Origin of the sequence: Kineosporia sp. R_H_3, assembly GCF_002198675.1 — a bacterium.
Taxonomy (GTDB): domain Bacteria; phylum Actinomycetota; class Actinomycetes; order Actinomycetales; family Kineosporiaceae; genus R-H-3.
This window is the reverse complement of the sequence record NZ_MWLL01000242.1, coordinates 1-26,450: the sequence shown is the minus strand read 5'-3', so window position 1 is coordinate 26,450 and position 26,450 is coordinate 1. Positions and strand designations below refer to the sequence as shown.

Sequence of the window (26,450 nt, the reverse complement as noted above, 5' to 3'; positions counted from 1 at the left end):
ACCGACCGTCAGGCCGGGACGAGCGCCGCCGCCCGGGACCGCCGCAGCCGCAGGACGCCGAGGCCGGTGAGCGCGAGGACGACGCCTGCCGCACCGACGGCGGCGAAACCGGCCCAGGCGCCGCGCGCGTCGATGGCGGCACCGGCGAGCGGGGCACCGATCGCGCTGCCGACCTGGAGCGCCGACGCGTGCCAGCCCATCGCCTCGCCGCGGACCGCCTCCGGCACGAGCCGGACGATCGCCTCGGACGTCGAGGTGATGACCGGTGCGCACAGGGCGGCCGCGGGGAGCATCGTCAGCGCGAGGAGCCACGGGGACGGCGCGAGACCGACCGGGATGCTCAGCAGACCGAGCCCGAGGAGCAGCAGCAGCGGCGACACCGGCCGGTGCAGCGTGCCGTAGACGAGACCGCCGACGATCGACCCGATCCCCCACGACGCGAAGATCAGGCCGGTGAGGGCGAGCGCACCGTCCGCCCGCAGGTGGGCGACGACCGAGACGTCGGTGCCGGCGAGCACGACGGTCGCGGCCGCCGTCGCGCCGAGGACGGCGAGCATCGCCGGGCTGGTGAGCCGGCCCCGGGAGGGCTCGCGGACGGCGGCCGGGACGGGCCCGCCGGCGGCGCGCCGCTCGTCGGCCTCGACCTCTGCGGCCGCGTCGGCGGCCACGCCGTCGGCGCTGCGGGTCGGCGGGTCGAACGCGATGAGCGCGAGCCCGGAGACGACGATGCAGCCGCCGACGGACAGGATCGCGGCGGACGTCGACAACTGGGTCGCGAGGAGCACGCCGAGCGCGGGGCCGGCCATGAAGGACAGCTCGACGCCGACCGAGTCCAGCGCCATCGCCGACCGGCGGCTCTGCGCCGGGACCATGACGGCGAGCGACTGCCGCATGACCGTGAAGATCGGCAGGCTCAGGACACCGCCGACGACCGCGAGCGCGAGCAGCAGCCGGTAGCCGACGAAGGGGGCGGCGCCCCAGACGAGCGCCGACGCCACGACCGACGGCACGAGCGCGCGGCGCAGCCCCTGGGTGTCGACCGCGCGCCCGCGCCACGGCGAGCCGATGGCCATCCCGACCGTGGACGCCGTCCCGACGAGCCCGGCCGCCGCCCAGCCGCGGCCGAGCGGGCCGACGACGTGCAGCGACAGCACGATGCCGGCCGCCGTCTGCGGGACGCGGGCCAGCACCCCGAACAGGAGCAGGCGGAGGACACCGGGGACGGACAGCACGGCGCGGTAGGGAGCGAGGGGCACTGCTCCATGGTTGCAGGATCGTCCGACAACTTGCCTGCCGATATCGGCCCTCGGACCGGTCGGGGCGGCTGCGTTTGCCCGGTCCGGCGGCTGTGCTCTCCTGGTGCCGTGCCCGGCACCGACCTCCCGGGGTGCCGGACGCCACGAGGGCCGCTCCCCCACGGGGAGCGGCCCTCGGTCGTCGGACGGACGGCCTGCGCTACGGCGCGGTGACCACCGGGCAGGCGACGGCACCGGATGTCGTGCACACGATCCGGCCCTGGATGGACGGCGCGAGCGGGGACGCCGCGACCACGTGGTCGGCGAGCACCTGGTCGAGGAGCTCGCGCGTCACGGACCGCCCGATGACGTTCGGGTAGCCGTCACCGCCGTTCGCCATGAAGTCGTTCGACGCGATCGTGTAGCTCGAGGCCGCCGTGAGGTCGACCGCGGGCCCGGTGCAGGTGCCGTCCGCGGCCTGCCGGACGACGGACGTCACCCGGCTGCCGGCCGCGGCGGAGATGTCGTAGGTGAAGCACAGCCCCGACACCTGCGGGAACTTGCCGTTCGCCCCCGGCATGACCGACACGCCGTTCTCGAGGAACGTCTTCAGCTCGGCCCCCGACACGGTCGTCGTCGTCGCGACGTTGCCGAACGGCAGCACCCCGAGGACCTGCCCCCGGGTGATCGTGAACGGCGGCGGCGTGAAGGCCGGGCAGAAGTCGGTCGCGCTGTCGACGGCGGGGCAGGTCAGGTCGGCCCGCAGACCGCCCGCGTTCGTGATCGCGAAGTCGGTGCCGTAGCGCAGCCGCAGGGCGTCCGTCGCGATGTCCCCGACGAGGGACTCGCAGAGCCGGCCGTCGTTGCGGCCGCACGAGTCCGACCGCGGCACGGCCCGGGTGGCGGAGCCGAGCTGGGTGCTGAGGATCGGCGCGAGCTGCGTGCGGTAGCCCGCGACGAGGTCGGCGACGGTCTGGTCCGGCGTGACGCCGCTGACGACCGGCTGCACGAACGTGACGCTCTTGGCGAGGACGCCGCGCTTGCGGTCGACGGACAGGTTGACCTTGCTGTACGTCACGCCCTTGCTGCGGTTCTCGGTGACGAGCGCACCGTTGATCGTCTCGCTGTACTGGAAGTCGGTGTGGTCGCCGAGGATGACGTCGAAGCCGGTGACGTTCGTCGCGAACTGCACGAGCGGGCCGAACGCCTGGCCCTGGGCGTTGACGCCCTCGATGCCGGCGTGGATGAGCCCGACGACGACCTGGGCACCGGCCTTGCGGGCGGCGAGCCGCTGCTTGTTCGCGGCGACGACCGGGTCGGTGATCGTGATGGTGCCGAAGTTGCCGGGGAAGACCAGGCCCGGCGCCTCGGGGTTCGTCAGCCCGATGACGGCGACCTTGACGCCGCCCACGGTGAAGATCCGCATCTTGTCGACGTGGTCGAGGTTGTCGTCGACGTTCTTGAGGTTCGCCGACAGGTACCGGAACCGCTTGCCCGGGACGGTGGGGTCCTCGCTGCGCGCGAGGTCGATCTGGCGCTGCAGCCGGGCCAGGCCCGCGTCGAAGTTGTGGTTGCCGAGGGTGTCGGCGTCGAAACGCATGAGCCGCATCGCCTGGACCGTCGGGGTGTCCTCGAAGAATGCGGAGACCGGCGGCGTCGCGCCGACGGCGTCGCCGGCGGTGAGCGTCAGGGTGTTCGGGTTCGCGGCCCGGTCCGCCGCGAAGTACGCGGCGAGCGCCGGTGCGCCACCGGTCGGGACCGCGGCGAGCGTCGCGGTCGCCGTCGGCGTCACCGGGTCGAGCTGGCCGTGCCAGTCGGAGACGTTGAGGAGCTGGATGCTCACCGGTCCCGGCTTGGCGGCTGCCTGGGCGGGCAGCGACCCGAGCGCGAGCAGGCTCGCGGAGACGGCGACCCCCGCGGCGACGAGGCGGGCGTGACGAGGACGTGTTCGTCGCATGAGCGACCTCCGGATGTCGGGCTGCGTGCGGGTGGACGCGCGCGGGCCTGACGTCCGAGCCCCCCTCAAGGCCCGTCCGGTCGTGCGCAGTGATCGCTGTCTACCAGGTCCGCACCCCCGGTGTCACCGGGAGCGACGCAGGTCACGGGCTACGCGGGCAGGACGACGAGCTCCATGGAGTCGACGCGGTCGGCGACGTCCTGCTCGCGCCCGAGCGCCGTGCCGACGACCCGGACCACGTCGTCGAGCGCGGCCCGGTCGAGCCCCGCACGGACGCCGAGGACGACCTTGAGCTCCGCCGTCGCCCCCGGCTCGCAGCGGACGCCGACGACCCCGGTCACGCCGGCCGTCGCCCGTTCGACCGCGGCGGCGACGACGGGGTCCTGCGGGGACGGCACCCAGTCCCGGCCCTGGCCGAGCGCCCAGACGGCGGGCCGCCGGACGACGAACGGGTGCGGGCCGGCGAGGTCGACGAGCATCCGGTCGCAGCCCTCGGCCACGGCGGACAGCGCCGCCCGGGCGCTCTCGACCGGCACCGGTCGCGCGGCGGCGTCCCACGCGGCGAGCGCCGCCGTCGAGGTGAAGACGGGCAGCCCGCGGACGCCGTCCGCGCCGGTCAGGGTGACCAGCGCCATGTCGGCACCCTTGTCGGCACGCAGGCCGCCGACGACGGGGTGGTCCTCGCCGAGGACGGCGACGACCGCGACGAGCACCCGCGACGGGGCGAGGGCCGCGACCACCTCGGCCGCCGTCCGCTCCCCCGCCGCGTGCCCGGCGAGCGCCGCGGCGAGCGCGGCGTCCGCACCGCCCTCGTCACCGGTGAAGGGCTGCGGGTTCAGCGTGCGGCCCCGCCACGGGACGCCGGCCGAGTCGCTCTCCCCGCCCGGCTCGAGGGCCGGGTCGGTCATCGCCGGCCGGCGACGTCGAGCGCCTGCTCCAGCGTGAACGCGCCCGCGTAGAGCGCCTTCCCGACGATCGCCCCCTCGACGCCGGCCGGCACGAGCGCCCGCAGCGCCTCGAGGTCGGCGAGCTCGGCGATGCCGCCGCTCGCGACGACCGGGCGGTCGGTGCGGGCCGCGACCTCGCGGAGCAGGTCGAGGTTCGGGCCGCGGAGCGTGCCGTCCTTCGTGACGTCGGTGACGACGTAGCGGGCGCAGCCGTCCTCGTCGAGGCGGGCGAGGGTCTCCCAGAGGTCGCCGCCCTCCTTGGTCCAGCCGCGGGCCGCCAGCGTCGTGCCGCGCACGTCGAGGCCGACGGCGACCCGGTCGCCGTACTCGGCGATGGCCTTGCGGGTCCAGGCCGGGTCCTCGAGGGCCGCCGTGCCGAGGTTGACCCGCGCGCACCCGGTCGCCATCGCCGCGGCGAGGCTCTCGTCGTCCCGGATGCCGCCGCTCATCTCGACCCGGACGTCGAGCGCGGCGACGACGCGCGCGAGCAGCGCGCGGTTCGAGCCGCGGCCGAAGGCGGCGTCGAGGTCGACGAGGTGGATCCATTCCGCCCCGGCGGACTGCCACGCGAGCGCGGCGTCCAGCGGGTCGCCGTAGGAGGTCTCGCTGCCGGCCTCGCCCTGGACGAGGCGGACGGCCTGGCCGTCGGCGACGTCGACGGCGGGCAGGAGCTCGAGGACGGGGGCGGTGCTCACGCGGGGTTCCCTTCCGAGGGTGGTGCGTCCGTGGGTGGTGCGTCGGTCTGCTGCGCGGCCGTGGCGTCGTCCGTGCCGTCCTCGGCGTCGTCCGTGTCGTCCGTGTCGTCGGCGTCCTCGGCACCGCGCCGGGTGACGAGGACGTACCCGGCGAACGCCGCGACGGCGAGCACGACGGTGAGGATCTTCAGCCACCACGGGCCCTGGACGAGCACCCACACGAGCAGGAGGCCGGCCGCGCTCCCGAACGACGTCGCGGTGCCCTTGCGGCGGCGGGTCGTCGTGCTGCGGGTGCGGCTCGTGCCGCGGGCCGGCGTCCGGCGGCGGGTCGTCCGGCGGCGGGTGCCGGTGCTCGTCCGGGTGCTCGCTCGGCGTCGGGTGGCCACGCGCCGACGCTAGCGCACGGGTCGTGGCGGCCGACGCGGCGTCCGGACGCCGGTCAGCGGCTCGCGCGGCGGTCGAACGCGAGGACGGCGAGGACCGGCCAGGCGAGCAGCGAGCCGACGACGGTGGCGCTGCGCCACACCCACGACGGCTCGAGCAGCCACAGCACGGCGTTCAGGGCGACGAGCGCCGCGGCGAGGACGCCGTTCTGCCGACGGCGCTGCCGCTGCAGGGCGCTCTTCGGCTCGTCGCGGCGGCTGAACGGTGCGGTGACCAGCGCGCCGAGCGACCTGCGCCGGGCCGCCCGGGCCTGCGCGCGGGCCCGCCGCTCACGTTCCACCGCCGCGGCGGCCTGCCGCTCGGCGCGCCGCTTCGCGCGTTCCTTGCTCACCGGCCGGCCGCCGCCCCACCGGCGGTCACAGCGTGGCGACCCAGTTCTCGAGCAGGTGCGCCCCGGCGTCCCCGGACTTCTCCGGGTGGAACTGGGTCGCGTTGAGCACGCCGTTCTCGACCGCCGCGACGAACCGGGCGCCGTGGTCGGCCCAGGTCACCGCCGGGGGCCGCTGCTGGTGCTCGCCCTGGCGCTCGACGAACTCCCAGCGCTGCACGGCGAACGAGTGCACGAAGTAGAACCGCTCGTGCTCGACGCCCGCGAAGAGCACGGTGCCCGGCGGCGGCTCGACGGTGTTCCAGCCCATGTGCGGCACGACCTCGGCGGGCAGCCGCTCGACGACGCCGGGCCACTCCCCCAGGCCCTCGACGTGCTCCTGCCCGTGCTCGGTCGACCGCTCGAACATCACCTGGTGGCCGACGCAGATGCCGAGCACCGGGCGGCCGCCGGCGAGGCGCCGGTCGACGATGACGTCGCCGCGGACGGCGCGGAGCTGCTCGGCGACGGCGGCGAAGGCCCCGACGCCGGGGACGACGAGCCCGTCGCAGCTCTCGGCGCGCGCCCGGTCGGCGGTGAGCTCGACGTCCGCGCCGACCCGCATGAGCGCCCGGACGGCGGACCGGACGTTGCCCGACCCGTAGTCGAGGACGACGACCTTCGCCGTGCGGCTCAACGGGTCCGCCCGCGCGCGGCGGTGCCCGTCACAGCGTGCCCTTGGTGCTGGGGATGATCCCCTCGGCCCGCGGGTCGGCCTCGACGGCCGCGCGCAGCGCGCGGGCGACGGCCTTGAACTGGGCCTCGACGATGTGGTGCGGGTCGCGGCCGGACAGCACCCTGACGTGCAGCGCGATCCCGGCGGTGAGCGCGAGCGTCTCGAAGACGTGCCGGGTCAGGGACCCGACGAACGAGCCGCCGATGACGACGTACTGCTGGCCCTCGGGCTCGCCGTCGTGCACGCAGTACGGCCGGCCGGACACGTCGACGGCGGCCTGGACGAGGCACTCGTCGAGCGGCACGAGGGCGTCCCCGAAGCGGCGGATCCCAGCCTTGTCGCCGAGCGCCTCGCGCAGCGCCTGGCCGAGGACGATGGCGACGTCCTCGACGGTGTGGTGCGCGTCGACGTCCGTGTCGCCGTCCGCGGAGACCGTGAGGTCGAGCAGGGCGTGCTTGGCCAGGCTCGTGAGCATGTGGTCGTAGAACCCGACGCCGGTGCTGACGCTCGCCCGGCCCGTGCCGTCGAGGTCGAGCTCGACGAGGACCTTGCTCTCCTTCGTCGCGCGCTCGACGCGGGCGGTGCGGGCGCCCGGGCGGGTCGTGGGGGTGGTCATCGGCTGGCCTCCATGACCGACTCGAGGGCGTCGAGGAACGAGGTCGTCTCCTCGGGGGTGCCGGCGGTGACCCGCAGGTGGTGGGCGATCCCGACGTCGCGGACGAGGACGCCGTACTCGAGGAGCGCCCGCCAGACCCGCTTCTCGTCGTCCAGCCCGCCGAAGAGCACGAAGTTCGCGTCGCTCGCGACGGGCAGCAGTCCGAAGGAGGGCAGTGTCGCGACGATCCGGTCGCGCTGCTCCTTGATCGCCTCGACGGTCGAGAGCAGGACGTCGGCGTGCCAGAGGGCGGCGCGCGCGGCCGCCTGGGTCAGCGCGGACAGGTGGTAGGGCAGCCGGACGAGCCGGAACGCGTCGCAGACGGCGGGGTCGGCGGCCAGGTAGCCGAGCCGGGCACCGGCGAGCGCGAAGGCCTTGCTCATCGTCCGGGAGACCACGAGCCGCTCGCGACCGGGCAGCAGGGTCAGGGCGCTCGGCGTCCCCGGCCGGGAGAACTCGACGTACGCCTCGTCGACGACGACGATCCCGCGGCTGCGCTCGTAGACGGCCTCGACGACGTCCAGGCCGACCGAGGTGCCGGTCGGGTTGTTCGGGGAGCAGAGGAAGACGACGTCCGGGTCGTGCTCCTCGACCTGCGCCGCGGCGTGCTCGGCGGTGAGGTCGAAGACCCCGGACGGCGCCCCGCGGAGCCCGTCGACCCAGGCCGTGCCGGTGCCGGTCGAGATGATCGGGTGCATCGAGTAGGACGGCGTGAAGCCGAGCGCCGTCCGGCCGGGGCCGCCGAAGGCCTGGACGACGTGCTGGAGCACCTCGTTGCTGCCGTTGCCCGCCCACACCTGCGCGGGCGTCACGTCGTGCCCGAGGTAGGTGGCGAGGTCCTCGCGCAGGGCGGTGAACTCGCGGTCCGGGTAGCGGTTGAGGTGCACGGCCTCCTTGCGGACGGCGTCCACGATCGCCGCGACGACCTCGACGGGCACGTCGTAGCTGTTCTCGTTCGTGTTCAGCCGGATCGGGACGGCGAGCTGCGGGGCGCCGTACGGGGTCCTGCCCCGCAGGTCGTCACGCAGCGGGAGGCGCGCGAGGGTGTCCGCGGCGGAGTCCGCAGAGGTGGTGGGAGGCACCGGCCGAGTCTACCGAGCGGGTCGGGGCCGCCCGGACGGGTCGGTGCGCGTCAGTCGGTGTGGTCCGGCAGGTGCAGGTCGGAGTCGGCGTTCCCGAACCGGTCGGCGAGGAAGGCGCCGTTCGCGAGGAGCCGCTCGCCGTCGTCCTCGAGGACGGCGCGGTGCAGCTCGCGGACGCCGATCTCGAGGATGTCGAGCTGCTCCCGGAGGATGTCGAGCGCCGAGCGGCCGCCGAAGCCCGTGTACTCCTGGGCCCACTCCTGCGGCAGCTCGAGGTAGATCCGCAGGGTGGTCGGCAGGTAGTCGGTCGCCACTCGGTGCACGAGGTGGCCGTGCGCGGCACCGGCCGGGAGCCGCTCGTGGGTCTCGCGGAGCTCGACGCAGATCCGCCGGACGGCGTCGACGACGTCCTCGGGGACCCGGCCCTCGACGTGGGCGGGCAGGTCGGCGAGGTCCTCGTCGAGGGAGTCGGCGTGAACGGTGAGGGCGTCCGAGGGTTCCGCGGAGCCGAGGGTCACGAGGACCCGCTGGGCGGCGGCCTCGGCGATCGCGGTCTCCTCCTCGCGGGCGGCGAGGAACGCGTCGAGCCGGGCGAGCCAGGCGCTGAGCCGCAGCCGCCGGCGGGCGACGACGACCCCGCCGACCCGGGTCGCGCTGGTGCACGCGAAGCCGCCCGGGCCCGCGTCGAGGACGAGGAGCCGGCCCTCGCCGGTGTCGACGACCGCAGCGGTCACCGGGCCGGGCCGGCCGGCGAGCCGGTCGCCGACGCCCGGGTCGCGCTCGACCCGGACGACGGCCGGCGGCAACCGGGTCTCGAGCTCCTCGACGAGCCGCAGCACGGTCGCGGCGAGGTCGGCCTCGTCGTCCGCCGCGGCGGTCGACGCCTGGGGCGCGGTGTCGTCGACGGTCACGGGCGGCCTCCGAGCAGCGGCAGGACGATCTCGGGATCCCCCGGCGGGGTGTGGTCGGTGAGCCGGCGGACCGCCGTCCCCCAGGCGACGACCCGGACGTCCTGCGCGCCGGGCGGCGGCGGGACGCCGTCGAACCGCAGGGCGACGACGCCGTCCGCGTCGAGGGCCGCGGCCTCGGCCCGCACCCGGGCGAGGGCGCGGTCGCGGGCGTCGTAGAGCGCCTGGGTCGCCGTCGCCTGCTCGCCGTCCGCCGTGAGGTCGCCCGGGTCCGCGGGCGGGCCGGTCGAGGCACCGAAGGTGATGCCGAGCGGCCGGTAGCCCGTCTTCGCGAGCAGCCAGACGTCGCGGCCCGACAGGGTCGTCGTGAACGGCGCGGTGCTGTCGGTCCGCCAGCTGCCGTCGAAGTCGTCGGCCGTGCGGACCGCCGTGCCGTGCGCGGTCACCGCGACCCGGGTGCCGCGCTCGACGGTGGCGACCGTGAGCTCGACGCCGAGGACGCCGTCCGCCCCGAGGTCCTCGGCCTGGGCCAGCAGCCGTGCCAGGCTCAGCGCCCACGCCGACTCCAGGGCCGTCGTCCGCACGACGTCCTCGCCGGGCGCGCCCGTGTCGTCCGCCGCCTGCTCGGCGGCGGTGAGCGCGGCCGGATCGACCTGGTCGGCCGCGTGCAGGCTGTGGCCGAGGACGACGCCCACCGGTCGCAGCCCGAGCATGCCGGCGAGCAGCAGGTCGTCGACGCCGAGTGCCGCGACGAACGCGGCGCTCTTCGGGGCCCGGCTCACCAGGCCCCCGCCCCGGCGGCGACCGGGACGACGAGCCGCCCGAGGCCGCGCGCGACGTCCCGCGCGGCCGGCGACCGGTCGACCGCCCCGGCGAGGACCGTCGCCGTCGCGAGCAGCACGACCGCGGCGTCGTACCGGCCGCCGGCGCCGCTGCACGGCTCGAGCCCGGAGCGGACGTCCACCGCGCCGACGAGGACAGTGCTCGGGCCGCGCCGGCGGCCGGCCGCCCGCCAGACGCCGGCGGCGAGGTCGTGGACGACGCCGAGGAGGTGGTCGAGCGACGACTCCTCGCCGGGCTGCGGGAACGCCGGCTCCGGCCACCGGTCCGCGGGGTCGTGGAGCGCCGCGCGGCAGGCGCTGAGGACGACGCGGCGCGGCGCCAGCCCGGCCTCCACGGCGAGGTCGGCGGCGTCGAGGGGCAGGTGCGTCGTGAACACCTCGTCGGTGAGGCCGGCCACCGGGACGCGCCGGCGCCGGACCGTGACCCCGCGGCCGACGACGTGGTCGCCGTCGGGCTCGAAGGTCACGCCGACGACGCCGTCGGCGCCGAACGCCCTCGCGGTGCGTCGCAGGTCACGCAGGGCGCGCCGGCGGGCGACGAGCTGCGCGGCCCAGGCCGGCGGCACCTCGTCGAGACCGCGGTCGACCTCGGTGAGCACCATCCGGGGCCGCCACCCGAGCCGGGCGGTCCGGCCCTCGTCCGCGGGGCAGCGGGCCGGCGTCCCGGCGGGGACGGCGACCCGGGCCGCCACGGACCGCTCGGCGTCGAGGCCGGTCAGGCGATGCCGTCCGGGAAGCGGGCCTCGACGGCCTGGCCGTGCGCGGGCAGGTCCTCGGCGTTCGCCAGGGTCACGACGTGGTGCGCGACGTCGCGCAGGGCGGACTCGTCGTAGGAGACCACGTGGATCCCGCGCAGGAACGACTGCACCGACAGGCCGCTGGAGTGGCACGAGCAGCCGCCGGTCGGCAGCACGTGGTTCGACCCGGCGCAGTAGTCCCCGAGGCTCACCGGGGCGTAGGCGCCGACGAAGATCGCGCCGGCGTTCTTCACCCGGGCGGCGACCGAGCCGGCGTCCCGGGTGTGCACCTCGAGGTGCTCGGCGGCGTAGGCGTCGACGACCTCGAGGCCGGCGTCGACGTCGTCGACGAGGACGATGCCGGACTGCGGACCGGTCAGCGCCGTGGTGACCCGCTCGCTGTGCTTGGTGCGGGCGACCTGCTCCTCGAGCTCGGCGTCGACGGCGTCGGCGAGCGCCTCGGAGTCGGTGACGAGGACGGCGGCCGCCATCGGGTCGTGCTCGGCCTGGCTGATGAGGTCGGCGGCGACGTGCCGGGCGTCCGCGGTGTCGTCGGCGAGGATCGCGATCTCCGTCGGACCGGCCTCGGCGTCGATCCCGATAAGGCCCTTGAGCAGCCGCTTGGCCGCGGTGACGTAGATGTTGCCCGGACCGGTGACGAGGTCGACGGGCTCGCAGAGCAGCGCGGGCACGCCGTCGGCCGGGTCGGCGTCCGGGTCGGTGAGCCCGTAGGCGAACATCGCGACGGCCTGCGCACCGCCGACCGCCCAGACCTCCTCGACGCCCAGCAGCGCGCACGCCGCGAGGATCGTCGGGTGCGGCAGCCCTTCGAAGGCGGTCGGGTTGTCGCGCTGCGGCGGGCTCGCGACGGCGAGCGACTCGACACCGGCCTCCTGGGCCGGGACGACGTTCATGACGACGCTGCTCGGGTAGACGGCACGACCGCCGGGCACGTAGAGCCCGACCCGGCCGACCGGGACCCAGCGCTCGGTGACGACCCCGCCGGGCACGACCTGCGTCGCGTGGTCCTCGCGGCGCTGCTCGCGGTGCACGCGACGGGCCCGCAGGATCGACTCCTCGAGCGCCGCGCGGACGGCGGGGTCGAGGGTGTCGAGGGCGCGTGCGAGCGCCTCGGCCGGCACCCGCAGGTGCTCGGGCCGGACGCCGTCGAACTTCTCGCACAGGTCGAGGACCCCGGCGACGCCCCGCTCCCGGACCTCGGCGACGATCGGCCGGACGGTGTCGAGGACGTGCTCGACGTCCACGTCCGCCCGCGGGACGACGCCCCGCAGGGCCCGGGCACGCAGGGTCTGGCCACGCAGGTCGAGTCGGCGTATCACGTGCTCAAGTCTAGGTGCGCCGTCCCGCAGCGGCTCCCCGCGTTCCGGCCTGCGCCTGGCCTTGATCCATGTCACAGCCCTTGCTCGAGGACGACCGGCTCGTCACCGCGCGTGAACCGAAGGCCCGGCTCGCGGGCGAACCCGTCTGATCCGTCACGCTCCGCAGCCGCAGGGCTGGGCCGCCGACCCCGTTCGGCCCTACGGTGATCGCATGCTGCCGCGTCGGGGGACGACGACCCCGTCCCCCACCACCCCCGCCGCGACCGGTGCGCAGGCGGTCCGCCGTCCTGCCGGAGCGCCCAGGTGAGCGGCGGGCCGGCCCCGCTGCCGCTCCAGGCGCCGCTCGACGTCGAGGTGACGCGGGCCCGTGTCGAGGGCCGCGCCGTCCTCGCGCGCCGCACCGACGGGCCCGCCCCGTCGTCGGCCGGGCTGCTCATCGGTCCCGTCGGCCTCGCCGCCGCTGTCGGTGTCACCGCCTGGCTCGGGGCGCACCCGTCCGGTGCGGCCCCGGCCGGAGTCGCGGCCACCGTCGGATGCCTGGTGTGCGCCCGCGCCTGGGTCCGGGCCGAACGCCGGACGGCGCGGGTCGACGTCCTGGTCCGCAACCGGTTCGTGCCCGCCACGGACGTCCCGGACGGCGCGGCGGACACGCCGGCACCGGCCTCGCAGGCGATGACCGTGACGCCCCCCGCTCGGCGGTTCGAGGCCCTGCGCCGGCTGCCCGGCCGGTCGGCGGCGCAGACCCTCGTCGACCGGGTCGGCCGCGGCACGACGATGCTCGCCGTCGTGGTCGCCGGCGCCTTCGTCCTCGTCACCGTCTCGGCCGTCGCCGTCCTCGTCGAGCGCCCCGGGGTGCTCACGGCGCTGGCCCCCGTCGGACCGCTCGCGCTGCTCGCGACGCACGTCCGGTTGCTCGCCGTGCGGGCGACGACGCCCGTCGTCGGCACCGGCCTGCTCGCCCGCTGGGCGGACGCCGCCCTGCTGCGCCGCGACCTGCGCCTGCGGCTCACCGGCACCGCGGCCGCCCCGGTGCTGTACCTGCTCGCCTGGCACGGCCTGCCCGGCTGGTGGTTCACCCTCGCGGTCGTCGCCGCGGGTCTGCTGCTCGCCGTCCAGGTCGCCCTGCTCGTCGGGCTCAACGGGGACGGCGACCTGCTCCCCCGCGCCGCGCCCGCGGCGCCGCAGCCGCTGGCACCGGTCTCGACGTGACGGTGCGGGCTGCGCACGTGCTGCGAGAATCGCCGCTGTGATCGTCGAGGTCGACCCGTCGAGCAGCGTCCCGCCGTACGAGCAGGTCAGGGCCGGGATCGCCGGCCGGATCGACGACGGCTCGCTGCCGGTCGGCACCCGGCTGCCGCCGGTCCGCACCCTCGCGACCGACCTCGGGCTCGCCGCGAACACCGTCGCCCGGGCGTACCGCGAGCTCGAGGAGGCGGGGCTCGTCGAGACCGCCGGGCGGCGCGGCACGCTCGTCGCCGCGTCGGGCGACGCGGTGCGGCGCCGGGCGGCGGCCGCGACCGACTCGGCGTACGCGGCGGCCGCGGCCGCCGCGTACGCCGAGTCGGTCGCGGCGCTGGGCGTCGGGGACGACGAGGCGGTCGCCCTCGTCCGGGCCGCCGTCCACGCGCGCCGGCTGGCCCACTGACCGGGCGGCGGGCCCGGCATGATCGCGGCAGCCGCCCACCGGTCGAGCCCGGGACCCGATCCCACTAGCCTCCTGCGTATGGCGACGCGGCTGCCGCTCTTCCCCCTGGGCACGGTGCTCGTGCCGGGCCTCGTGCTGCCGCTGCACATCTTCGAGCCGCGGTACCGGGTGCTCGTCGAGGCCCTCATGGCGCTGCCCGAAGGCGCGACCCGTCAGTTCGGGATCGTCGCGATCCGCACCGGGCACGAGGTCGGCGAGGGCAACGCGACCGCGCTGCACGCCGTCGGCTGCATCGCCGAGCTGCGCGAGGTGACCCCCTACTCCGACGGGCGGTTCGACATCGTCACCGTCGGCGAGGGCAGGTTCCGGGTCGTCGGCCTCGACGAGTCCGCCGGGACGCCCTACCTCACCGGCCTCGTCGAGCTCATCGACGAGCCGGACGGCGAGGGCGACCTCGAGGCGCTCACCGACCGGGTCGTCGAGCAGTTCGCGGAGTACCGGGCGGTCCTCGACGTCGACGTCACCGAGCTCCCCGACGACCCGCGCGTCGTCTCCTACCTCGTCGCCGCGGCGGTCATCCTCGACCTGCCCGAGCGGCAGCGCCTCCTCGAGGAGCCGACGACCGCGGACCGGCTGGCCGCCGAGATCGGGCTGCTCAAACGTGAGCGCGGTCTCATCACCGCGTTCCGCTGCCTGCCGGCGACCGACCTGACGAAGGGAAGCGTGAGCTCCAACTGAGCAAGAAGGCCAAGGACGCCGTGGGGACGCCGGCGACCGTCCTGCTCACCTCCCAGAAGGTGCCGCACACGATCCGGGCGTACGAGCACGACCCGCGCGCCCACGAACGCGGGCTCTCCTACGGCGAGGAGGCCGCGCTCGCCCTCGGCGTCGAGGCCGAGCGGGTCTTCAAGACGCTCGTCGCCGACGTCGACGGCGCGCTCACCGTGGCCGTCGTGCCGGTCGACGCGCACCTCGACCTCAAGGCGCTCGCCGCGGCGGCCGGTGGCAAGAAGGCCGCGATGGCCGACCCGGCGGCCGCCGAGCGCGCGACCGGGTACGTCGTCGGCGGCATCAGCCCGCTCGGCCAGCGCAAGCGGCTCGCGACCGTCGTCGACGAGTCCGCGCTGGCGTTCGACAGCGTCCTCGTCTCCGCGGGGCGGCGCGGGGTGGACGTCGAGCTCGCACCGGCCGACCTCGTCCGGCTGACGGCGGCACGCACCGCGCCGATCGCGCGGCACTGAGGTGGCCGTCCCCGAGCACGTCCTGCGGCTGCGGGAGAAGGTCGGCACCGACCTGCTCTTCCTGCCGGCGGTCTGCGGCATCGTCGTGGACGACGCGGGGCGGGTGCTGCTCAACCGGCGCACCGACACCGGCCGGTGGGCGCTGCTCGGCGGGATCCTCGACCCGGGTGAGGACGTCGCCGCCGGGGTCGTCCGCGAGGTGCTCGAGGAGACCGGCGTGCACGTGCGTCCGGACCGGATCGTCGGCGTCTGGACCGTGCCGCCCCTGGAGTACCCGAACGGCGACCGGGCCTCGTACGTCGTGACGGCGTTCCGCTGCACACCGCTGACCGGCGAGGCCAGGGTCAACGACGACGAGTCGCTCGAGGTCGCGTGGTTCGCCCAGGAGGCCCTGCCGCCGCTGTCGACGTCGAACCTGGAGCGCCTCGCCGTGGCACTGGGCGACAGCGCCGCGGCGGTCTTCCCGCCGAGCAGCGGACACGCTCTCACCACGTGATCGTGACCGATGCAGCGGCACTGCACCGCGGGATCGGTCACGGTCATCAGGTGTCAGTCCGGCACACCCCACGTGAACCGGTGCGTGTGGATGCCGTAGTACTGCCAGACGCGGGTCGAGAGCACGCCCTCGACCGCCCGGAACCGGTCGTTGACGACCTCGAGCAGCTCCTCGGGCGTGCGGCAGACGACCTCGGCGAGCAGGTCGTGCTCCCCCGAGGTGAGCACGAGGTAGACGACGTTCGGGACGGCGCCGAGCGCGTCGGCGACGGCCCGGACGTCCCCCTGGGTCTGGACGCCCACCATCGCCATGACCGGGAAGCCGGTCGCGATCGGGTCGGTGACGCCGACGACCTGGAGGACGCCCTCGTCGACGAGCCGCTGCACCCGCAGCCGCACCGCGGGCGCCGACAACCCGACCTCGGGCGCCATCGCGGCGTACGAGGCCCGGCCGTCGTGCTGGAGGATCCGCAGCAGGGTCCGGTCGACGGCGTCCAGCTCGACCCGGCCGCCGCTCACGCGACCGGACCCGTCCCCACGAGCTCGTCGACGCACGCGGCGAAGACCTCGGTGTGCCGGTCGACGTCCGCGGTGGTCGTCGTCGGGCACATGAGCGCCATGTTGTGGAAGGGCGTGATGAGGACGCCGCGGTTCGCCATGTAGAGGTGCACGTACTCGTCGAGCTCGTCGTCCCCGCTCTCCGCGGACTCCGTGCCGGTCGTCGGCGCCGGGCTCGCGAAGCGGTACTCGCTGCGGGCCCCGAGCTGCTGGACCGACCAGGCGACGCCGGTGCGGTCGATCGTCGACTGCACGCCCTCGGTGAACCGGGTGGCCAGGGCGATCATGCCGTCGAAGGCCGCCGGCGTGAGGACGTGCTCGAGGGTCGCGCGCATCGCCGAGACGGACAGGGCGTTGCCGGCGAGCGTGCCGCCGACGCCGCCGACGTCGACGAGGTCGGCGTCCGGGTCGGCGCCGACGAGGCGGGCGACCTCCTCGCTGATGCCGTACGCACCCGACGGGATGCCGCCGCCGATGCTCTTGCCGATGACGAAGATGTCGGGCTCGAGGTCCCAGGCCGTCGTCGCCCCGCCCCAGCCGGCCGAGAACGTGTGCGTCTCGTCGATCATGAGCAGGGTCCCGGCGGCGGTGCACAGCGCGCGGACCCGCTCGAGGAAGCCCGGCTCGGGGAGCACGATCCCGATGTTCGTCAGCGCCGGCTCCATGAGGACGGCGGCGACGTCGCCGTGCGCGAGCTCTCGCTCCAGCGCCGCGGCGTCGTTGAACTCGACGACGCGCGTCGTGAGGTCCATCGGGACCGGCGGGCCGGCGTTCCCGGGGCGGGCGACGGCGACGCCGTCCGGGCCGGGGACGGCGAAGATCTCGTCGACGCTGCCGTGGTAGCAGTACGAGAAGACGAGGATCTTCGGGCGCCGGGTCGCGATCCGGGCGAGCCGGATCGCCCACCGGTTCGCGTCCGTCGCGGTGAGCGTGAACGACCACAGCGGGAGCTTGAACCGGCGGGACAGCTCGGCACCGACCCACTCGGCGTCGGCGGTGGGCAGCATCGTCGTCACGCCGCCGCCGACCTCGAGCCGCTCGCGGACGGCGGCCACGGTCGCCGCCGGGCTGTGCCCGGCCATCGCCCCGGTGTCGCCGAGCGCGAAGTCGACGTAGGTGCGGCCGTCGACGTCGGTGATCGTGTTGCCGTGGGCGGTGTCGAGGTACAGCGGGAAGCCGCCGCTCCACTTCGCCATCCAGGTCATCGGCACGCGGCCGAAGAGGTGGTCGGCCGCACCGAAGAGCTCCGCCGAGCGCGGGTGCGCGGCCGTGTAGGCCGAGCGCTCACGCTCGAGGAGGGTCGCGAGCCGGCTGCGGTCGATCGTCACGTCTGAGGACATGACGGCACCGTAGCCGAGCGGATCGAATGTAGCCAGAGCGAATCGCTTACGAATCGCTAGTGGATGACCGGCTACTCGCGCCCGAGCAGATGGACGACGAGCAGGCGCAGCGTGGTCACCGCGCCGAGGACGATCGGCCAGGCGAGGACCATCCCGTCGGCGCGCAGGGCCGGTGCGCCGAGGACCAGGCCCACGGCGAGCCCGACGAACCCGCCGAGCACGCTGCCCGCGAGCGCGACCCCGGCCCGGACGACCTGGCGGTGCCCGGGCAGCACCGCGAGGAGCAGCGCGGACACGAGACCGAAGCCGATGCCGAGGAGCGCGAACGTGCCGTCGGACGCGGCCGCCTGCTCGTCGGGGTCGGTGGCCCCGACGACGGCCGCGCCGACGAGCGCCCACAGCGCCCCGAGCACGACCCCGCCGGCGACGCAGGCGACACCGACCCACACCTCGCCGCGGACCGAGGTTGGCGGGGCCGACCCGGCCACGTGGTGCGTCGTCACGCCGGAAGTGTAGGTGGCCGCGGCACCCCTGCCGGCCGCCGGACCGGTCAGCGCGTCGTCAGCCGCGCGCGGAGGGTCTGCTCGCCGTCGCCGGTGACGACGACGGTGACGCCGAGCGCGGCGAGCGGCGCGAGGTCGGCCCGGGCGCCGGCGGGCATCGTGTCGCCGTAGGCCGTGAGCAGCCCCTGGACGTCGGCGAACGCGACGAAGGCCGCCGCCCCCGCGTCCGGGGCGACGTCACTGAACTCGGGCACCGACGCGAGCCGCGCACCGGGCGCCTCCAGCGCCGCGAGGGCCTCGGGGCCGGTGCCGGCGACGTACCCGCCGTCGACGACCTTCGCCGTGAGCGGCACCCCGGCGTCCGAGGCCAGTCCGGAGAGGGTGTCGACGAGGTCGCCGAGGCGCGCCCCGGACGTCGTGACCTCGAGCCCCACGGACGGCGTCCCGTCGGCGCCGGGACCGCCGACGGAGACGGCCGCCGTGTCACCGAGGAGGGTCGCGAGGTCGCCGGGGAGGTCGAGCCCGACCGTGGTGGACGCGATGTCGACGAGGTCGGCGGCGTCCTCGCAGGTCGCGGCGGAGACCTGCGCGAGCATCTGGTCCCACTGCTTCGTCACGGCCGGACCGAGGCCCGCAGCACCGATCCCGGCCAGCGTGCCGGCCGGCAGCGCCTCGATGCCGGTGCCCGCACCGGAGGCCCCCGCCGCGGGGTCGGCTCCGACGACGCTGCCGAACAGCTCGAGGGACGCGCCGTCGAAGCGCAGCGTCATGGCACCGTGGCCCGGCACCCTGGGTGCCGCCGGAGCGGTCGCCCCCGCGCAGCCGGGGAGCCCGCCGAGCGCCTGCGACGACGCGGAGGCGGACGCGACCGCCGAGATCCCGGGACCGTCGAACCAGGCTGCGGCGACGCCGTCCTCACCGATCCGGTCGAGGTCCTCCGAGAAGGTCTTCGCGTCGGCGAGCGGCGCCGCCTGTGCGGCGGTGACGACGGCCCGCGCGGCGGCGTCGGTCCGCGCGAGGACGAGCCAGCCGTCCGCGGCGGCGACGCCGGCGTTCTCCAGCGACGCCATGTCGGCGACGGCGGCCTTCTCGTCGGTGACGGCGAGGACGCCGACCACCTCCGGGTCGGTCGCCCCGGCCGCGGCGGGCAGCACCGCCAGCGCGGCCCGGTCACCGATCCACGCACTCGCCCGCGACCACGGCGGCGCGCCCTCGACGTCCTTCGTCAGCTTGTCCCACATCCACTCGCGCGGGTCGCCGTCCTCGCGCAGGTCCTTGCCGCCGGGGAACTTCCGGGCGAAGCGGATCGCGTCGATCTTCTGGCCGGCGGACGGGTCGAGGTCGAGCTTGACCATCGCGACGGCCGACGCGGGGAGGTGGTCCTCGGGCTGGTCGCCGCCACCGAGCAGGCCGGTGGCCACATACCCGCCCACCCCGACGCCGCCGACGACGAGCGCCGCGGCGACGCCGGCCGCGACGACCGCGCCCCGGCGGCGGCGCGGTGCGGGCAGGAGCGTCGGGCCGTGGGTGAGCGTCTCGGCGGCGCCCGCGTACCCGGGCGGGGCGTAGCCGCCGCCGTACGGGGACCCGGCGGAAGGGGCGGGGGCGCCGCCGTAGGGCGACGGCGGGAACGGCTGACCGCCGGCCGGTGCGCCCCAGGCCGGACCGCCTGCCGGTGGAGCGTTCTCGCCCTGCTCGTCCCAGCCCGTGCCCGACACGCCGACTCCCTCCGCGACGGGCCCGCGCCGCCGACCGCAGTCGATCACTGTAGGACGGCACGACTGACGTCGGGCCCGGTTCGGTGCGACACCAACCACCCGGCGGACACCAGGTCGTCCGGACGGCCCAACGCCGGGCGGCGGCGCGTCAGACCAGGCAGCTCGGCCCGAGCAGCGCCTTGAGATCGCCGAAGAGCGCCGGGGACGGCGTGACGCGCAGCCGGTCGTCGAGCCGCATGAGCTTGAACCGGCCGGGCTGGGTCAGCTTGAGGTGCACCTCGGTCGGGCCGGGGTGGGTCGAGAGGACGTCCTTGAGCCGCTCGACGACCGGCGGCGTGCAGCGGGTCACCGGCAGCGAGACGACGACCGGGCCGCGGTCGCCCTCGTCGAGGTCGGGGATGCTGAGCTCCTGCGCGAAGATCGACGGCGTGTCGTCGCGGCGGCTCACCCGGCCGCGGACGACGACGACGAGGTCCTCGGCGAGGACGTGCGAGACCGTCTGGTAGGCCTGCGGGAAGAAGAGCACCTCGATCGCGCCGCCGAGGTCCTCGACCGTCGCGATCGCCCACTGGTTGCCGGTCTTCGTCAGCTTGCGCTGCAGGCCGCTGATCATCCCCGCGATCGTCACCTGGGCGCCGTCCGGGCGGCCGTCGTCCCCCGTGAGGGTCGCGATCGAGCAGTCGGCGGCCCGGGACAGGATGTGCTCGACGCCGAAGAGCGGGTGGTCGGAGACGTAGAGCCCGAGCATCTCCCGCTCGAGGGAGAGCTTCTCCTTCTTCTCGAACTCCGGCAGGTCCGGGACGTCCGCGCCGAGCTGGGTCGGCTCGTCGGCGCCGCCCCCGCCGAGGTCGGCGAACAGGTCGAACTGGCCGATCGCCTCCTGGCGCTTGACCCCGACCTGGTTGTCGACCCGCTCCTCGTACACCGACAGCAGCGCGCGGCGGGTGTGGCCGAGGTCGTCGAAGGCGCCGGCCTTGATGAGGGACTCGATGGTCCGCTTGTTGCAGACGACGGCCGGGACCTTCTTGAGGAAGTCGTCGAAGGACGTGAAGCTGCCCTTCTCCTCCCGGGTCGCGACGATCGCGTCGACGACGTTCGCGCCGACGTTGCGGATCGCGGTGAGCCCGAACCGGATGTCGGTGCCGACCGGGGTGAAGTCCGCCGCGGAGGAGTTGACGTCCGGCGGGAGGACCTTGATGCCCATCCGGCGGCACTCGTTGAGGTAGAGCGCCGACTTGTCCTTGTCGTCGCGCACGCTCGTGAGGACCGCGGCCATGTACTCGGCCGGGTAGTTCGCCTTGAGGTAGGCCGTCCAGTAGGAGACGAGGCCGTACGCGGCGCTGTGCGCCTTGTTGAAGGCGTAGTCGGAGAACGGGACGAGGATGTCCCAGAGGGTCTTGATCGCCGCGTCGGAGTACCCGTTCGCGGTCATGCCCGCGCTGAAGCCGACGAACTCGGCGTCGAGGACCTCGCGCTTCTTCTTGCCCATGGCCCGGCGGAGCAGGTCGGCCTTGCCGAGCGTGTAGCCACCCACCTTCTGGGCGATGGCCATGACCTGCTCCTGGTACACGATCAGGCCGTACGTCGTCCCGAGGATCTCCGACAGCGACTCGGCGAGCTCGGGGTGGATCGGCGTGATCGGCTGCTGGCCGTTCTTGCGCAGCGCGTAGTTCGTGTGCGAGCCGGCGCCCATCGGGCCCGGCCGGTAGAGGGCGCCGACGGCGGAGATGTCCTCGAAGTTGTCCGGCTGCATGAGGCGCAGCAGCGAGCGCATCGGGCCGCCGTCGAACTGGAACACCCCGAGGGTGTCGCCGCGCCCGAGGAGCGCGTAGGTGGCCGGGTCGTCGAGGGTGAGCTTCTCGACCTCGATCGGCGGCTTGCCGTTGAGCGTGAGGTTGCGCAGGGCGTCGTCGAGGATCGTCAGGTTTCGCAGGCCGAGGAAGTCCATCTTGACGAGGCCGAGATCCTCGCACGACGGGTAGTCGAACTGCGTGATGATCTGGCCGTCCTGCTCGCGGCGCATGATCGGGATGACGTCGACGAGCGGCTCGCTGGACATGATGACGCCGGCGGCGTGCACGCCCCACTGCCGCTTGAGGTTCTCCAGGCCGCGCGCGGTGGCGACGACCTTCTGCACCTCGGGGTCGGAGGCGTGCAGCTCGCGGAACTCGCCCGCCTCGTTGTACCGCTTGTGCTCGGGGTCGAAGATCCCGGCGAGCGGGATGTCCTTGCCCATGACGGCCGGGGGCATCGCCTTGGTGAGCCGCTCCCCCATGGAGAACGGGTAGCCGAGCACCCGGGAGGCGTCCTTGAGGGCCTGCTTGGCCTTGATCGTGCCGTACGTGACGATCTGGGCGACCCGGTCGTCGCCGTACTTCTCGGTGACGTAGCGGATGACCTCGCCCCGGCGGCGCTCGTCGAAGTCGACGTCGAAGTCGGGCATCGACATCCGCTCGGGGTTGAGGAACCGCTCGAAGATCAGCCCGTGCTCGAGCGGGTCGAGGTCGGTGATCCCCATGACGTACGCGGCCATCGACCCGGCGCCGGAGCCGCGGCCGGGGCCGACCCGGATGCCGTTGGCCTTCGCCCAGTTGATGAAGTCGGCGACGACGAGGAAGTACCCCGCGTAGCCCTTGCTCGTGATGACCTCGATCTCGTAGTTCGCCTGCTTGCGGACGACGTCTGAGATGCCGTTCGGGAAGCGCCGGTGCAGCCCGGCCTCGACCTCCTTGACGAACCAGGACTCCTCGTTCTCGCCCTCGGGGCACGGGAAGTTCGGCATGTACTTGCCGACCGACTCGGTGAACCCGGACTCGCAGCGCTCGGCGATGAGCAGGGTGTTGTCGCACGCCTCGGGCAGCTCCCGCCAGAGGTGACGCATCTCCTGCGGCGACTTGAGGTAGAAGTCGTCGGCGTCGAACTTGAAGCGCTTGGGGTCGGCGAGCGTCGCACCGGACTGCACGCACAGCAGCACCGCGTGGGCCTGGGCGTCCTCGGCCCGGGTGTAGTGCAGGTCGTTCGTCGCCACGAGCGGCAGGTTGAGGTCGCGGGCGAGCCGGATGAGGTCCTTCTGGACCCGGCGCTCGATGCCGAGGCCGTGGTCCATGAGCTCGCAGTAGAAGTTCTCGGCGCCGAAGATGTCGCGGAAGTCCGCCGCGGCCGCGCACGCCGCCTCGTACTGGCCCAGGCGCAGCTTCGTCTGGACCTCCCCGGAGGGGCAGCCGGTCGTCGCGATGAGGCCCTCGCCGTACGTCGAGAGCAGGTCGCGGTCCATCCGGGGCTTGTAGAACATGCCCTCGATGCTTGCCAGCGACCCCATCCGGAAGAGGTTGTGCATCCCCTCCGTGGTCCGGGCCAGGAGCGTCATGTGGGTGTACGCGCCGGTGCCGGAGACGTCGTCCTCGCCGCCGTCGCCCCAGCGGACCCGGGTGCGGTCGAACCGGCTCGTGCCGGGCGTGAGGTACGCCTCGACGCCGATGATCGGCTTGACCCCGTACTTCTTGGCCTTCTTCCAGAACTCGTACGCCCCGAAGAGGTAGCCGTGGTCGGTCGTCGCGACGGCCGGCATGCCCATCCGTGCGGCCTCGGAGAAGAGGTCGTCGATCTTCGCGGCGCCGTCGAGCATGGAGTACTCGGTGTGCACGTGGAGGTGCACGAACGAGTCGCTCGACGAGCTGGCAGGCACGGGGCGGCTCCTCGGGTCGTGCGGGTGGTGCGCTCGGACGGCGCACGGCGGCGCCGCGCCTCCGGGCAGGAGGCGTCGGCGTCGGGCGGCGCGCGTGCGGGCCGGGGGAAGGTCCGGTCGCTCGCGGGGGTGGGGTCCCACGGTGCGGGCCGGACGGCCTCGCGTGCCGGTCAGTCTAGGTCGCCGCACCGACAGACCGCTGGCGGCTCGCGTCAGGGCTGACCGGGACGGCGTGTCGCCGCCCGGCGGCGGCCGGGGCGGGGCCGCCGCCNGCCGCCGCCGGGGGCGGCGGCCGACCGGGGGCCGCCCGTTCGGGACGTGGTGTCGGCGCAGAGCCATGTGATCGTTCCCTGATCAAGTTGCGCAAAGGGCCGCTCGATGCATCTGGGGACGACGGTCCGGCGCACGCCCGGACCGGCACGCCGGTCGGCAGGACCCGCGTGCCACCGAGACCAGGAGTGGTGCATGTTCGAGCACCTGTTCAGCCGCCGTGACGCCGCCCCCGAGCAGGCCGAGCCGGCGGGCATCCCCGCAGACATGGTCCTCGAGAGGCTCGTGACGAACGTCATGCTCGCCGACGCGGACCTGAACATCACGTACGTGAACCCGTCGCTCATGCGGATGCTGCGGGGCATCGAGGCGGACCTGCGCAAGGACCTGCCGGCGTTCGACACGAACAACCTCATCGGCGCCAACATCGACATCTTCCACAAGCGCCCCGACCACCAGCGCCGGCTCCTCGGCGGCCTGCGGGGCCGGCACGACGCGCAGATCGAGGTCGGCGGCCGGGTGCTGTCGTTCTCCGCGAACGGTCTCGACGCCCCCGACGGCACGAGGATCGGGTTCAGCGTCGAGTGGAAGGACGTGACGACCGCCGTCCGTCTGGAGCGCACGCAGAAGGACGTCGCCGACACCCTGGCGGCCGCCGGGCGGGGCGAGCTCGACGCCCGCGCGTCCGTGGCCGGTCTGACGGCCGAGGAGGCCGAGCTGCCGACCGTCGTCAACGGCATCGTCGCGACGCTGGAGAACCTGGACTCCGAGCTCAAGCGGATGGCCGAGGCCCACGACCGAGGCGAGATCGACGTCAAGCTCGACCTCAACCTGTTCAGCGGCAACTTCAGGGCCGTCGCCGAGGCCGTCAACGCGATGGTCTTCGCGCACATCGACGTCAAGACGCGCGCGATCGGCGTCTTCCAGGCGTTCGGCGACGGCGACTTCAGCGCCGACATGCCGAAGCTGCCCGGCCAGAAGGCCTTCATCAACACGGCCATCGAGCAGGTCCGGGGCAACCTCGAGGCCATCGTCGCCGACGCGACGATGCTCGCCCAGGCGGCCGTCGAGGGCCGGCTGGCCACTCGCGCCGACGCGACCCGGCACCGTGGCGGCTTCCGGACGATCATCGACGGCATCAACGACACCCTCGACTCGGTCATCGGGCCGCTCAACGAGGTGAGCCGGGTGCTTGCGGCCCTCGAGGCCGGCGACCTCACCCAGACCATCGACACCCCGTACCAGGGCGACCTCGAGCAGCTGCGGATCGCGACGAACAACAGCGTCTCCAAGCTCGGGGACACCGTCTCCCAGGTCGCCTCGGCGGCCGGCGAGCTCGTCAACGCCGCCTCCCAGATCAGCTCCTCGGCGCAGACCCTGTCGCAGGCGACGACGGAGCAGGCGGCGAGCGTCGAGGAGACGAGCGCGAGCATCGAGCAGATGGCCGCGAGCATCGGCCAGAACTCCGAGAACGCCAAGGCCACCGAGGGCATCGCGAGCAAGGCGGCCGGCGACGCGGAGGCGGGCGGCGAGGCGGTCGAGAAGACGGTCGACGCGATGAAGCAGATCGCGGCGAAGNAAGCTCGCCGAGCGCTCGCAGGTCGCCGCGCAGGAGATCGGCCAGCTCGCGACCGACTCGGTGCAGACCGCCGAGCGGGCCGGCAACCTGCTCGACGCCATCGTGCCGAGCATCGGGCGCACGTCCGACCTCGTCCAGGAGATCGCGGCGGCGTCGGCCGAGCAGACCAGCGGCGTCGGCCAGATCAACCGGGCGATGGCCCAGATGAGCGCGGTCACCGAGCAGAACGCGTCGTCGTCCGAGGAGCTCGCGGCGACGTCGGAGGAGATGATGAGCCAGGCGCACAGCCTGCGCGAGCTCATGCAGTTCTTCCGGCTCGCGGCGGACCGACCGGGCGCGGGCGGGGGCTCCGCGGCGACGCGGGCCCCGGTCCGTCGGGTCGGTGCGCTCCCGCCCGTCCCCGCGCAGCCGGGCGCCGGCGGCTTCGCCGCCGTCACCGCCAAGCCGGACGCCGTCTTCGACGAGGACAAGTTCGAGCGGTTCTGACCCGTCCGGCGACGCCCCGGCACCTGCGGGTGCCGGGGCGTCGCCGTGCCCGCGGTCAGCCGGCCCGCAGCGCCCCCAGCTGGGCCGTGTGCGCGGGCAGGTGCCGGCCCGCCTGGACGGTGACGGCGAGGACGCCCCAGGGCACCGGCTCGTCGAGGACGACGCGGCCGCCGTCGACGACCCGCGCCGGCACCTTCGTGGCGAGCTGCCCGGGGGAGAGCCGCTCGACGAGCAGGACGTGCTCGTCGGTCGCCCGGACGGCGGCCTCGACCAGGGCCGCGAGGTCGCCCGCGTGCGCGCCGACGAGGGCGTCGAGGCAGTCCCGGCTCTCGACGAGCGCGTTGTCGAAGACCGCATCGCGGCCCTCGAGGAGCTCACGGCCGACCGCCGCGAGGGCGGCCGACGTGAGCGCGACGTGGGCGACCACCTGGGCCGCCGTCCAGCCGCCGTCCGACGGATCGGCGAAGCCGCCCGCCCGGGCCTGGTCGAGGAACGCCTGCGAGGCGGCGATCAGCGCCGCGGTGTCGGGCAGGTCGCCGCCCGGCAGACCGGCCGCGGCGTCGACCCGGCGCTCGGCCGTGTCCGCGAAGTGCTCCAGGACCCAGCCCCAGGCGTTCGGGCCCGCGTAGCTGCGCCGACCGGCCGCGGCGCCGTCCCCGAGCACCTCCCACCCGGAGTGGGTGACCTCGACCCGGGTGCCGTCCTCGACGGGGAGGAAGTCGACGACGACGCTCGTCGGCGTCGACCCGTCGCCCCCGGGGTGCCACGTCAGGGCGAGCCGGCGCCCCGGCTCCCAGACGGTCACCCGGCCCCAGACGGCCGTGCGGCCGTCGAGCGACCGCTCGACGAGCGCCCCGTCGACGAAGGCGACGCCGGCGCTGCCCTCGTGGAACAGGCCGTGGGTGCCGAGCGGCCACCAGGCGCCGACGCGGGTCGTGAACAGGTCGAAGCAGTCCTGCGGGCTGCGCCGGACGTGGACGGCGCGCAGCACGGGCGACAGGGTCATCGCGGGTCCTCCTGGTCGGGGGAGTCGGTGGAGCGGGGG

Annotated in this window: 24 protein-coding genes and 2 pseudogenes; 7 read left to right on the top strand and 19 right to left on the bottom strand. The window is 74.8% G+C overall.

Going from position 1 to position 26,450, the window contains the following annotated elements:
• Positions 1 to 8 precede the first annotated feature (8 nt).
• The 13 genes from ECOMGDLI_RS30325 to hisD form a co-directional block, all read right to left on the bottom strand.
• A complete protein-coding gene (locus tag ECOMGDLI_RS30325; RefSeq protein WP_088320554.1) occupies positions 9 to 1,256 on the bottom strand; it encodes an MFS transporter in 1,248 nt (415 codons plus the stop codon).
• Between the two features lie 199 nt (positions 1,257 to 1,455).
• Positions 1,456 to 3,192 carry a bifunctional UDP-sugar hydrolase/5'-nucleotidase gene (locus tag ECOMGDLI_RS30320; protein WP_088320553.1) on the bottom strand — a complete coding sequence of 579 codons (1,737 nt, stop codon included), beginning with the start codon at positions 3,190 to 3,192 and terminating at the stop codon, positions 1,456 to 1,458.
• Between the two features lie 149 nt (positions 3,193 to 3,341).
• Positions 3,342 to 4,100 (bottom strand): SseB family protein, encoded by a 759-nt coding sequence (locus tag ECOMGDLI_RS30315; protein ID WP_088320552.1) that lies wholly within the window; start codon positions 4,098 to 4,100, stop codon positions 3,342 to 3,344.
• Entirely contained in the window at positions 4,097 to 4,834 is a 738-nt protein-coding gene (gene priA, locus ECOMGDLI_RS30310) for a bifunctional 1-(5-phosphoribosyl)-5-((5-phosphoribosylamino)methylideneamino)imidazole-4-carboxamide isomerase/phosphoribosylanthranilate isomerase PriA (RefSeq protein WP_088320551.1), read from the bottom strand. The genes ECOMGDLI_RS30315 and priA overlap by 4 nt, the downstream gene beginning before the upstream one ends.
• Positions 4,831 to 5,220 (bottom strand): hypothetical protein, encoded by a 390-nt coding sequence (locus ECOMGDLI_RS30305; RefSeq protein ID WP_088320550.1) that lies wholly within the window; start codon positions 5,218 to 5,220, stop codon positions 4,831 to 4,833. Before ECOMGDLI_RS30305 ends, priA begins: the two co-directional genes overlap by 4 nt.
• A gap of 53 nt (positions 5,221 to 5,273) precedes the next feature.
• Positions 5,274 to 5,609 carry a hypothetical protein gene (locus tag ECOMGDLI_RS30300; protein ID WP_088288926.1) on the bottom strand — a complete coding sequence of 112 codons (336 nt, stop codon included), beginning with the start codon at positions 5,607 to 5,609 and terminating at the stop codon, positions 5,274 to 5,276.
• Between the two features lie 25 nt (positions 5,610 to 5,634).
• A complete protein-coding gene (gene hisH / locus ECOMGDLI_RS30295) occupies positions 5,635 to 6,282 on the bottom strand; it encodes an imidazole glycerol phosphate synthase subunit HisH (protein ID WP_088320549.1) in 648 nt (215 codons plus the stop codon).
• A 28-nt stretch (positions 6,283 to 6,310) separates the two neighbouring features.
• Entirely contained in the window at positions 6,311 to 6,937 is a 627-nt protein-coding gene (gene hisB / locus ECOMGDLI_RS30290) for an imidazoleglycerol-phosphate dehydratase HisB (protein ID WP_088320548.1), read from the bottom strand.
• Positions 6,934 to 8,058, bottom strand: a complete 1,125-nt coding sequence (locus ECOMGDLI_RS30285) for a histidinol-phosphate transaminase (RefSeq protein WP_088320547.1) — start codon at positions 8,056 to 8,058, stop codon at positions 6,934 to 6,936. The genes hisB and ECOMGDLI_RS30285 overlap by 4 nt, the downstream gene beginning before the upstream one ends.
• Positions 8,059 to 8,108: 50 nt before the next feature.
• Positions 8,109 to 8,969, bottom strand: coding sequence for a hypothetical protein (locus ECOMGDLI_RS30280; protein WP_088320546.1), 861 nt, complete (start codon positions 8,967 to 8,969; stop codon positions 8,109 to 8,111).
• On the bottom strand, positions 8,966 to 9,748 hold the full coding sequence (locus ECOMGDLI_RS30275; RefSeq protein WP_088320545.1) for a heavy metal-binding domain-containing protein: 783 nt from the start codon (positions 9,746 to 9,748) through the stop codon (positions 8,966 to 8,968). The genes ECOMGDLI_RS30280 and ECOMGDLI_RS30275 overlap by 4 nt, the downstream gene beginning before the upstream one ends.
• The gene (locus tag ECOMGDLI_RS30270) at positions 9,745 to 10,500 is read right to left on the bottom strand and encodes a hypothetical protein (RefSeq protein WP_088320544.1); all 756 of its coding nucleotides are present in this window, start codon (positions 10,498 to 10,500) and stop codon (positions 9,745 to 9,747) included. Before ECOMGDLI_RS30270 ends, ECOMGDLI_RS30275 begins: the two co-directional genes overlap by 4 nt.
• Positions 10,501 to 10,523: 23 nt before the next feature.
• A complete protein-coding gene (gene hisD / locus ECOMGDLI_RS30265) occupies positions 10,524 to 11,885 on the bottom strand; it encodes a histidinol dehydrogenase (protein WP_088320543.1) in 1,362 nt (453 codons plus the stop codon).
• Between the two features lie 303 nt (positions 11,886 to 12,188).
• Between hisD and ECOMGDLI_RS30260 the strand changes: the two genes are divergently transcribed.
• From ECOMGDLI_RS30260 to ECOMGDLI_RS30240, 5 genes are all read left to right on the top strand, one after another.
• Positions 12,189 to 13,094: a hypothetical protein gene (locus ECOMGDLI_RS30260; protein WP_088320542.1), complete on the top strand. Its 906-nt coding sequence runs from the start codon at positions 12,189 to 12,191 to the stop codon at positions 13,092 to 13,094.
• Positions 13,095 to 13,131: 37 nt separating this feature from the next.
• Positions 13,132 to 13,530 (top strand): GntR family transcriptional regulator, encoded by a 399-nt coding sequence (locus tag ECOMGDLI_RS36360; RefSeq protein ID WP_088320541.1) that lies wholly within the window; start codon positions 13,132 to 13,134, stop codon positions 13,528 to 13,530.
• A 78-nt stretch (positions 13,531 to 13,608) separates the two neighbouring features.
• Entirely contained in the window at positions 13,609 to 14,268 is a 660-nt protein-coding gene (locus ECOMGDLI_RS30250) for an LON peptidase substrate-binding domain-containing protein (RefSeq protein WP_088320540.1), read from the top strand.
• On the top strand, positions 14,265 to 14,771 hold the full coding sequence (ybaK, locus tag ECOMGDLI_RS30245) for a Cys-tRNA(Pro) deacylase (protein ID WP_088320539.1): 507 nt from the start codon (positions 14,265 to 14,267) through the stop codon (positions 14,769 to 14,771). Before ECOMGDLI_RS30250 ends, ybaK begins: the two co-directional genes overlap by 4 nt.
• Position 14,772: 1 nt before the next feature.
• The gene (locus ECOMGDLI_RS30240) at positions 14,773 to 15,267 is read left to right on the top strand and encodes an NUDIX domain-containing protein (protein ID WP_088320538.1); all 495 of its coding nucleotides are present in this window, start codon (positions 14,773 to 14,775) and stop codon (positions 15,265 to 15,267) included.
• Positions 15,268 to 15,320: 53 nt separating this feature from the next.
• Here the strand turns inward: ECOMGDLI_RS30240 and ECOMGDLI_RS30235 are convergent, their stop codons facing one another.
• The 5 genes from ECOMGDLI_RS30235 to dnaE form a co-directional block, all read right to left on the bottom strand.
• Positions 15,321 to 15,764 (bottom strand): Lrp/AsnC family transcriptional regulator, encoded by a 444-nt coding sequence (locus tag ECOMGDLI_RS30235; protein WP_088320573.1) that lies wholly within the window; start codon positions 15,762 to 15,764, stop codon positions 15,321 to 15,323.
• A gap of 17 nt (positions 15,765 to 15,781) precedes the next feature.
• Positions 15,782 to 17,164, bottom strand: coding sequence for a transaminase (locus ECOMGDLI_RS30230; RefSeq protein ID WP_088320537.1), 1,383 nt, complete (start codon positions 17,162 to 17,164; stop codon positions 15,782 to 15,784).
• A 71-nt stretch (positions 17,165 to 17,235) separates the two neighbouring features.
• The gene (locus tag ECOMGDLI_RS30225) at positions 17,236 to 17,667 is read right to left on the bottom strand and encodes a hypothetical protein (protein WP_143448042.1); all 432 of its coding nucleotides are present in this window, start codon (positions 17,665 to 17,667) and stop codon (positions 17,236 to 17,238) included.
• A gap of 47 nt (positions 17,668 to 17,714) precedes the next feature.
• Positions 17,715 to 19,385, bottom strand: a complete 1,671-nt coding sequence (locus tag ECOMGDLI_RS30220; protein WP_143448041.1) for a hypothetical protein — start codon at positions 19,383 to 19,385, stop codon at positions 17,715 to 17,717.
• Positions 19,386 to 19,533: 148 nt separating this feature from the next.
• On the bottom strand, positions 19,534 to 23,010 hold the full coding sequence (dnaE, locus tag ECOMGDLI_RS30215) for a DNA polymerase III subunit alpha (protein ID WP_369812810.1): 3,477 nt from the start codon (positions 23,008 to 23,010) through the stop codon (positions 19,534 to 19,536).
• A gap of 438 nt (positions 23,011 to 23,448) precedes the next feature.
• On the opposite strand from dnaE, the pseudogene ECOMGDLI_RS37075 reads away from it, so the two are divergent.
• Positions 23,449 to 24,918: pseudogene (locus ECOMGDLI_RS37075) on the top strand (hypothetical protein); the annotation flags it as partial.
• A 1-nt stretch (position 24,919) separates the two neighbouring features.
• A pseudogene (locus ECOMGDLI_RS35035) lies at positions 24,920 to 25,405 on the top strand (methyl-accepting chemotaxis protein); the annotation flags it as partial.
• 55 nt (positions 25,406 to 25,460) lie between these two features.
• On the opposite strand, the gene ECOMGDLI_RS30205 reads toward ECOMGDLI_RS35035, so the two are convergent.
• The gene (locus ECOMGDLI_RS30205; RefSeq protein WP_088320533.1) at positions 25,461 to 26,411 is read right to left on the bottom strand and encodes an SRPBCC domain-containing protein; all 951 of its coding nucleotides are present in this window, start codon (positions 26,409 to 26,411) and stop codon (positions 25,461 to 25,463) included.
• Between the last annotated feature and the right edge of the window lie 39 nt (positions 26,412 to 26,450).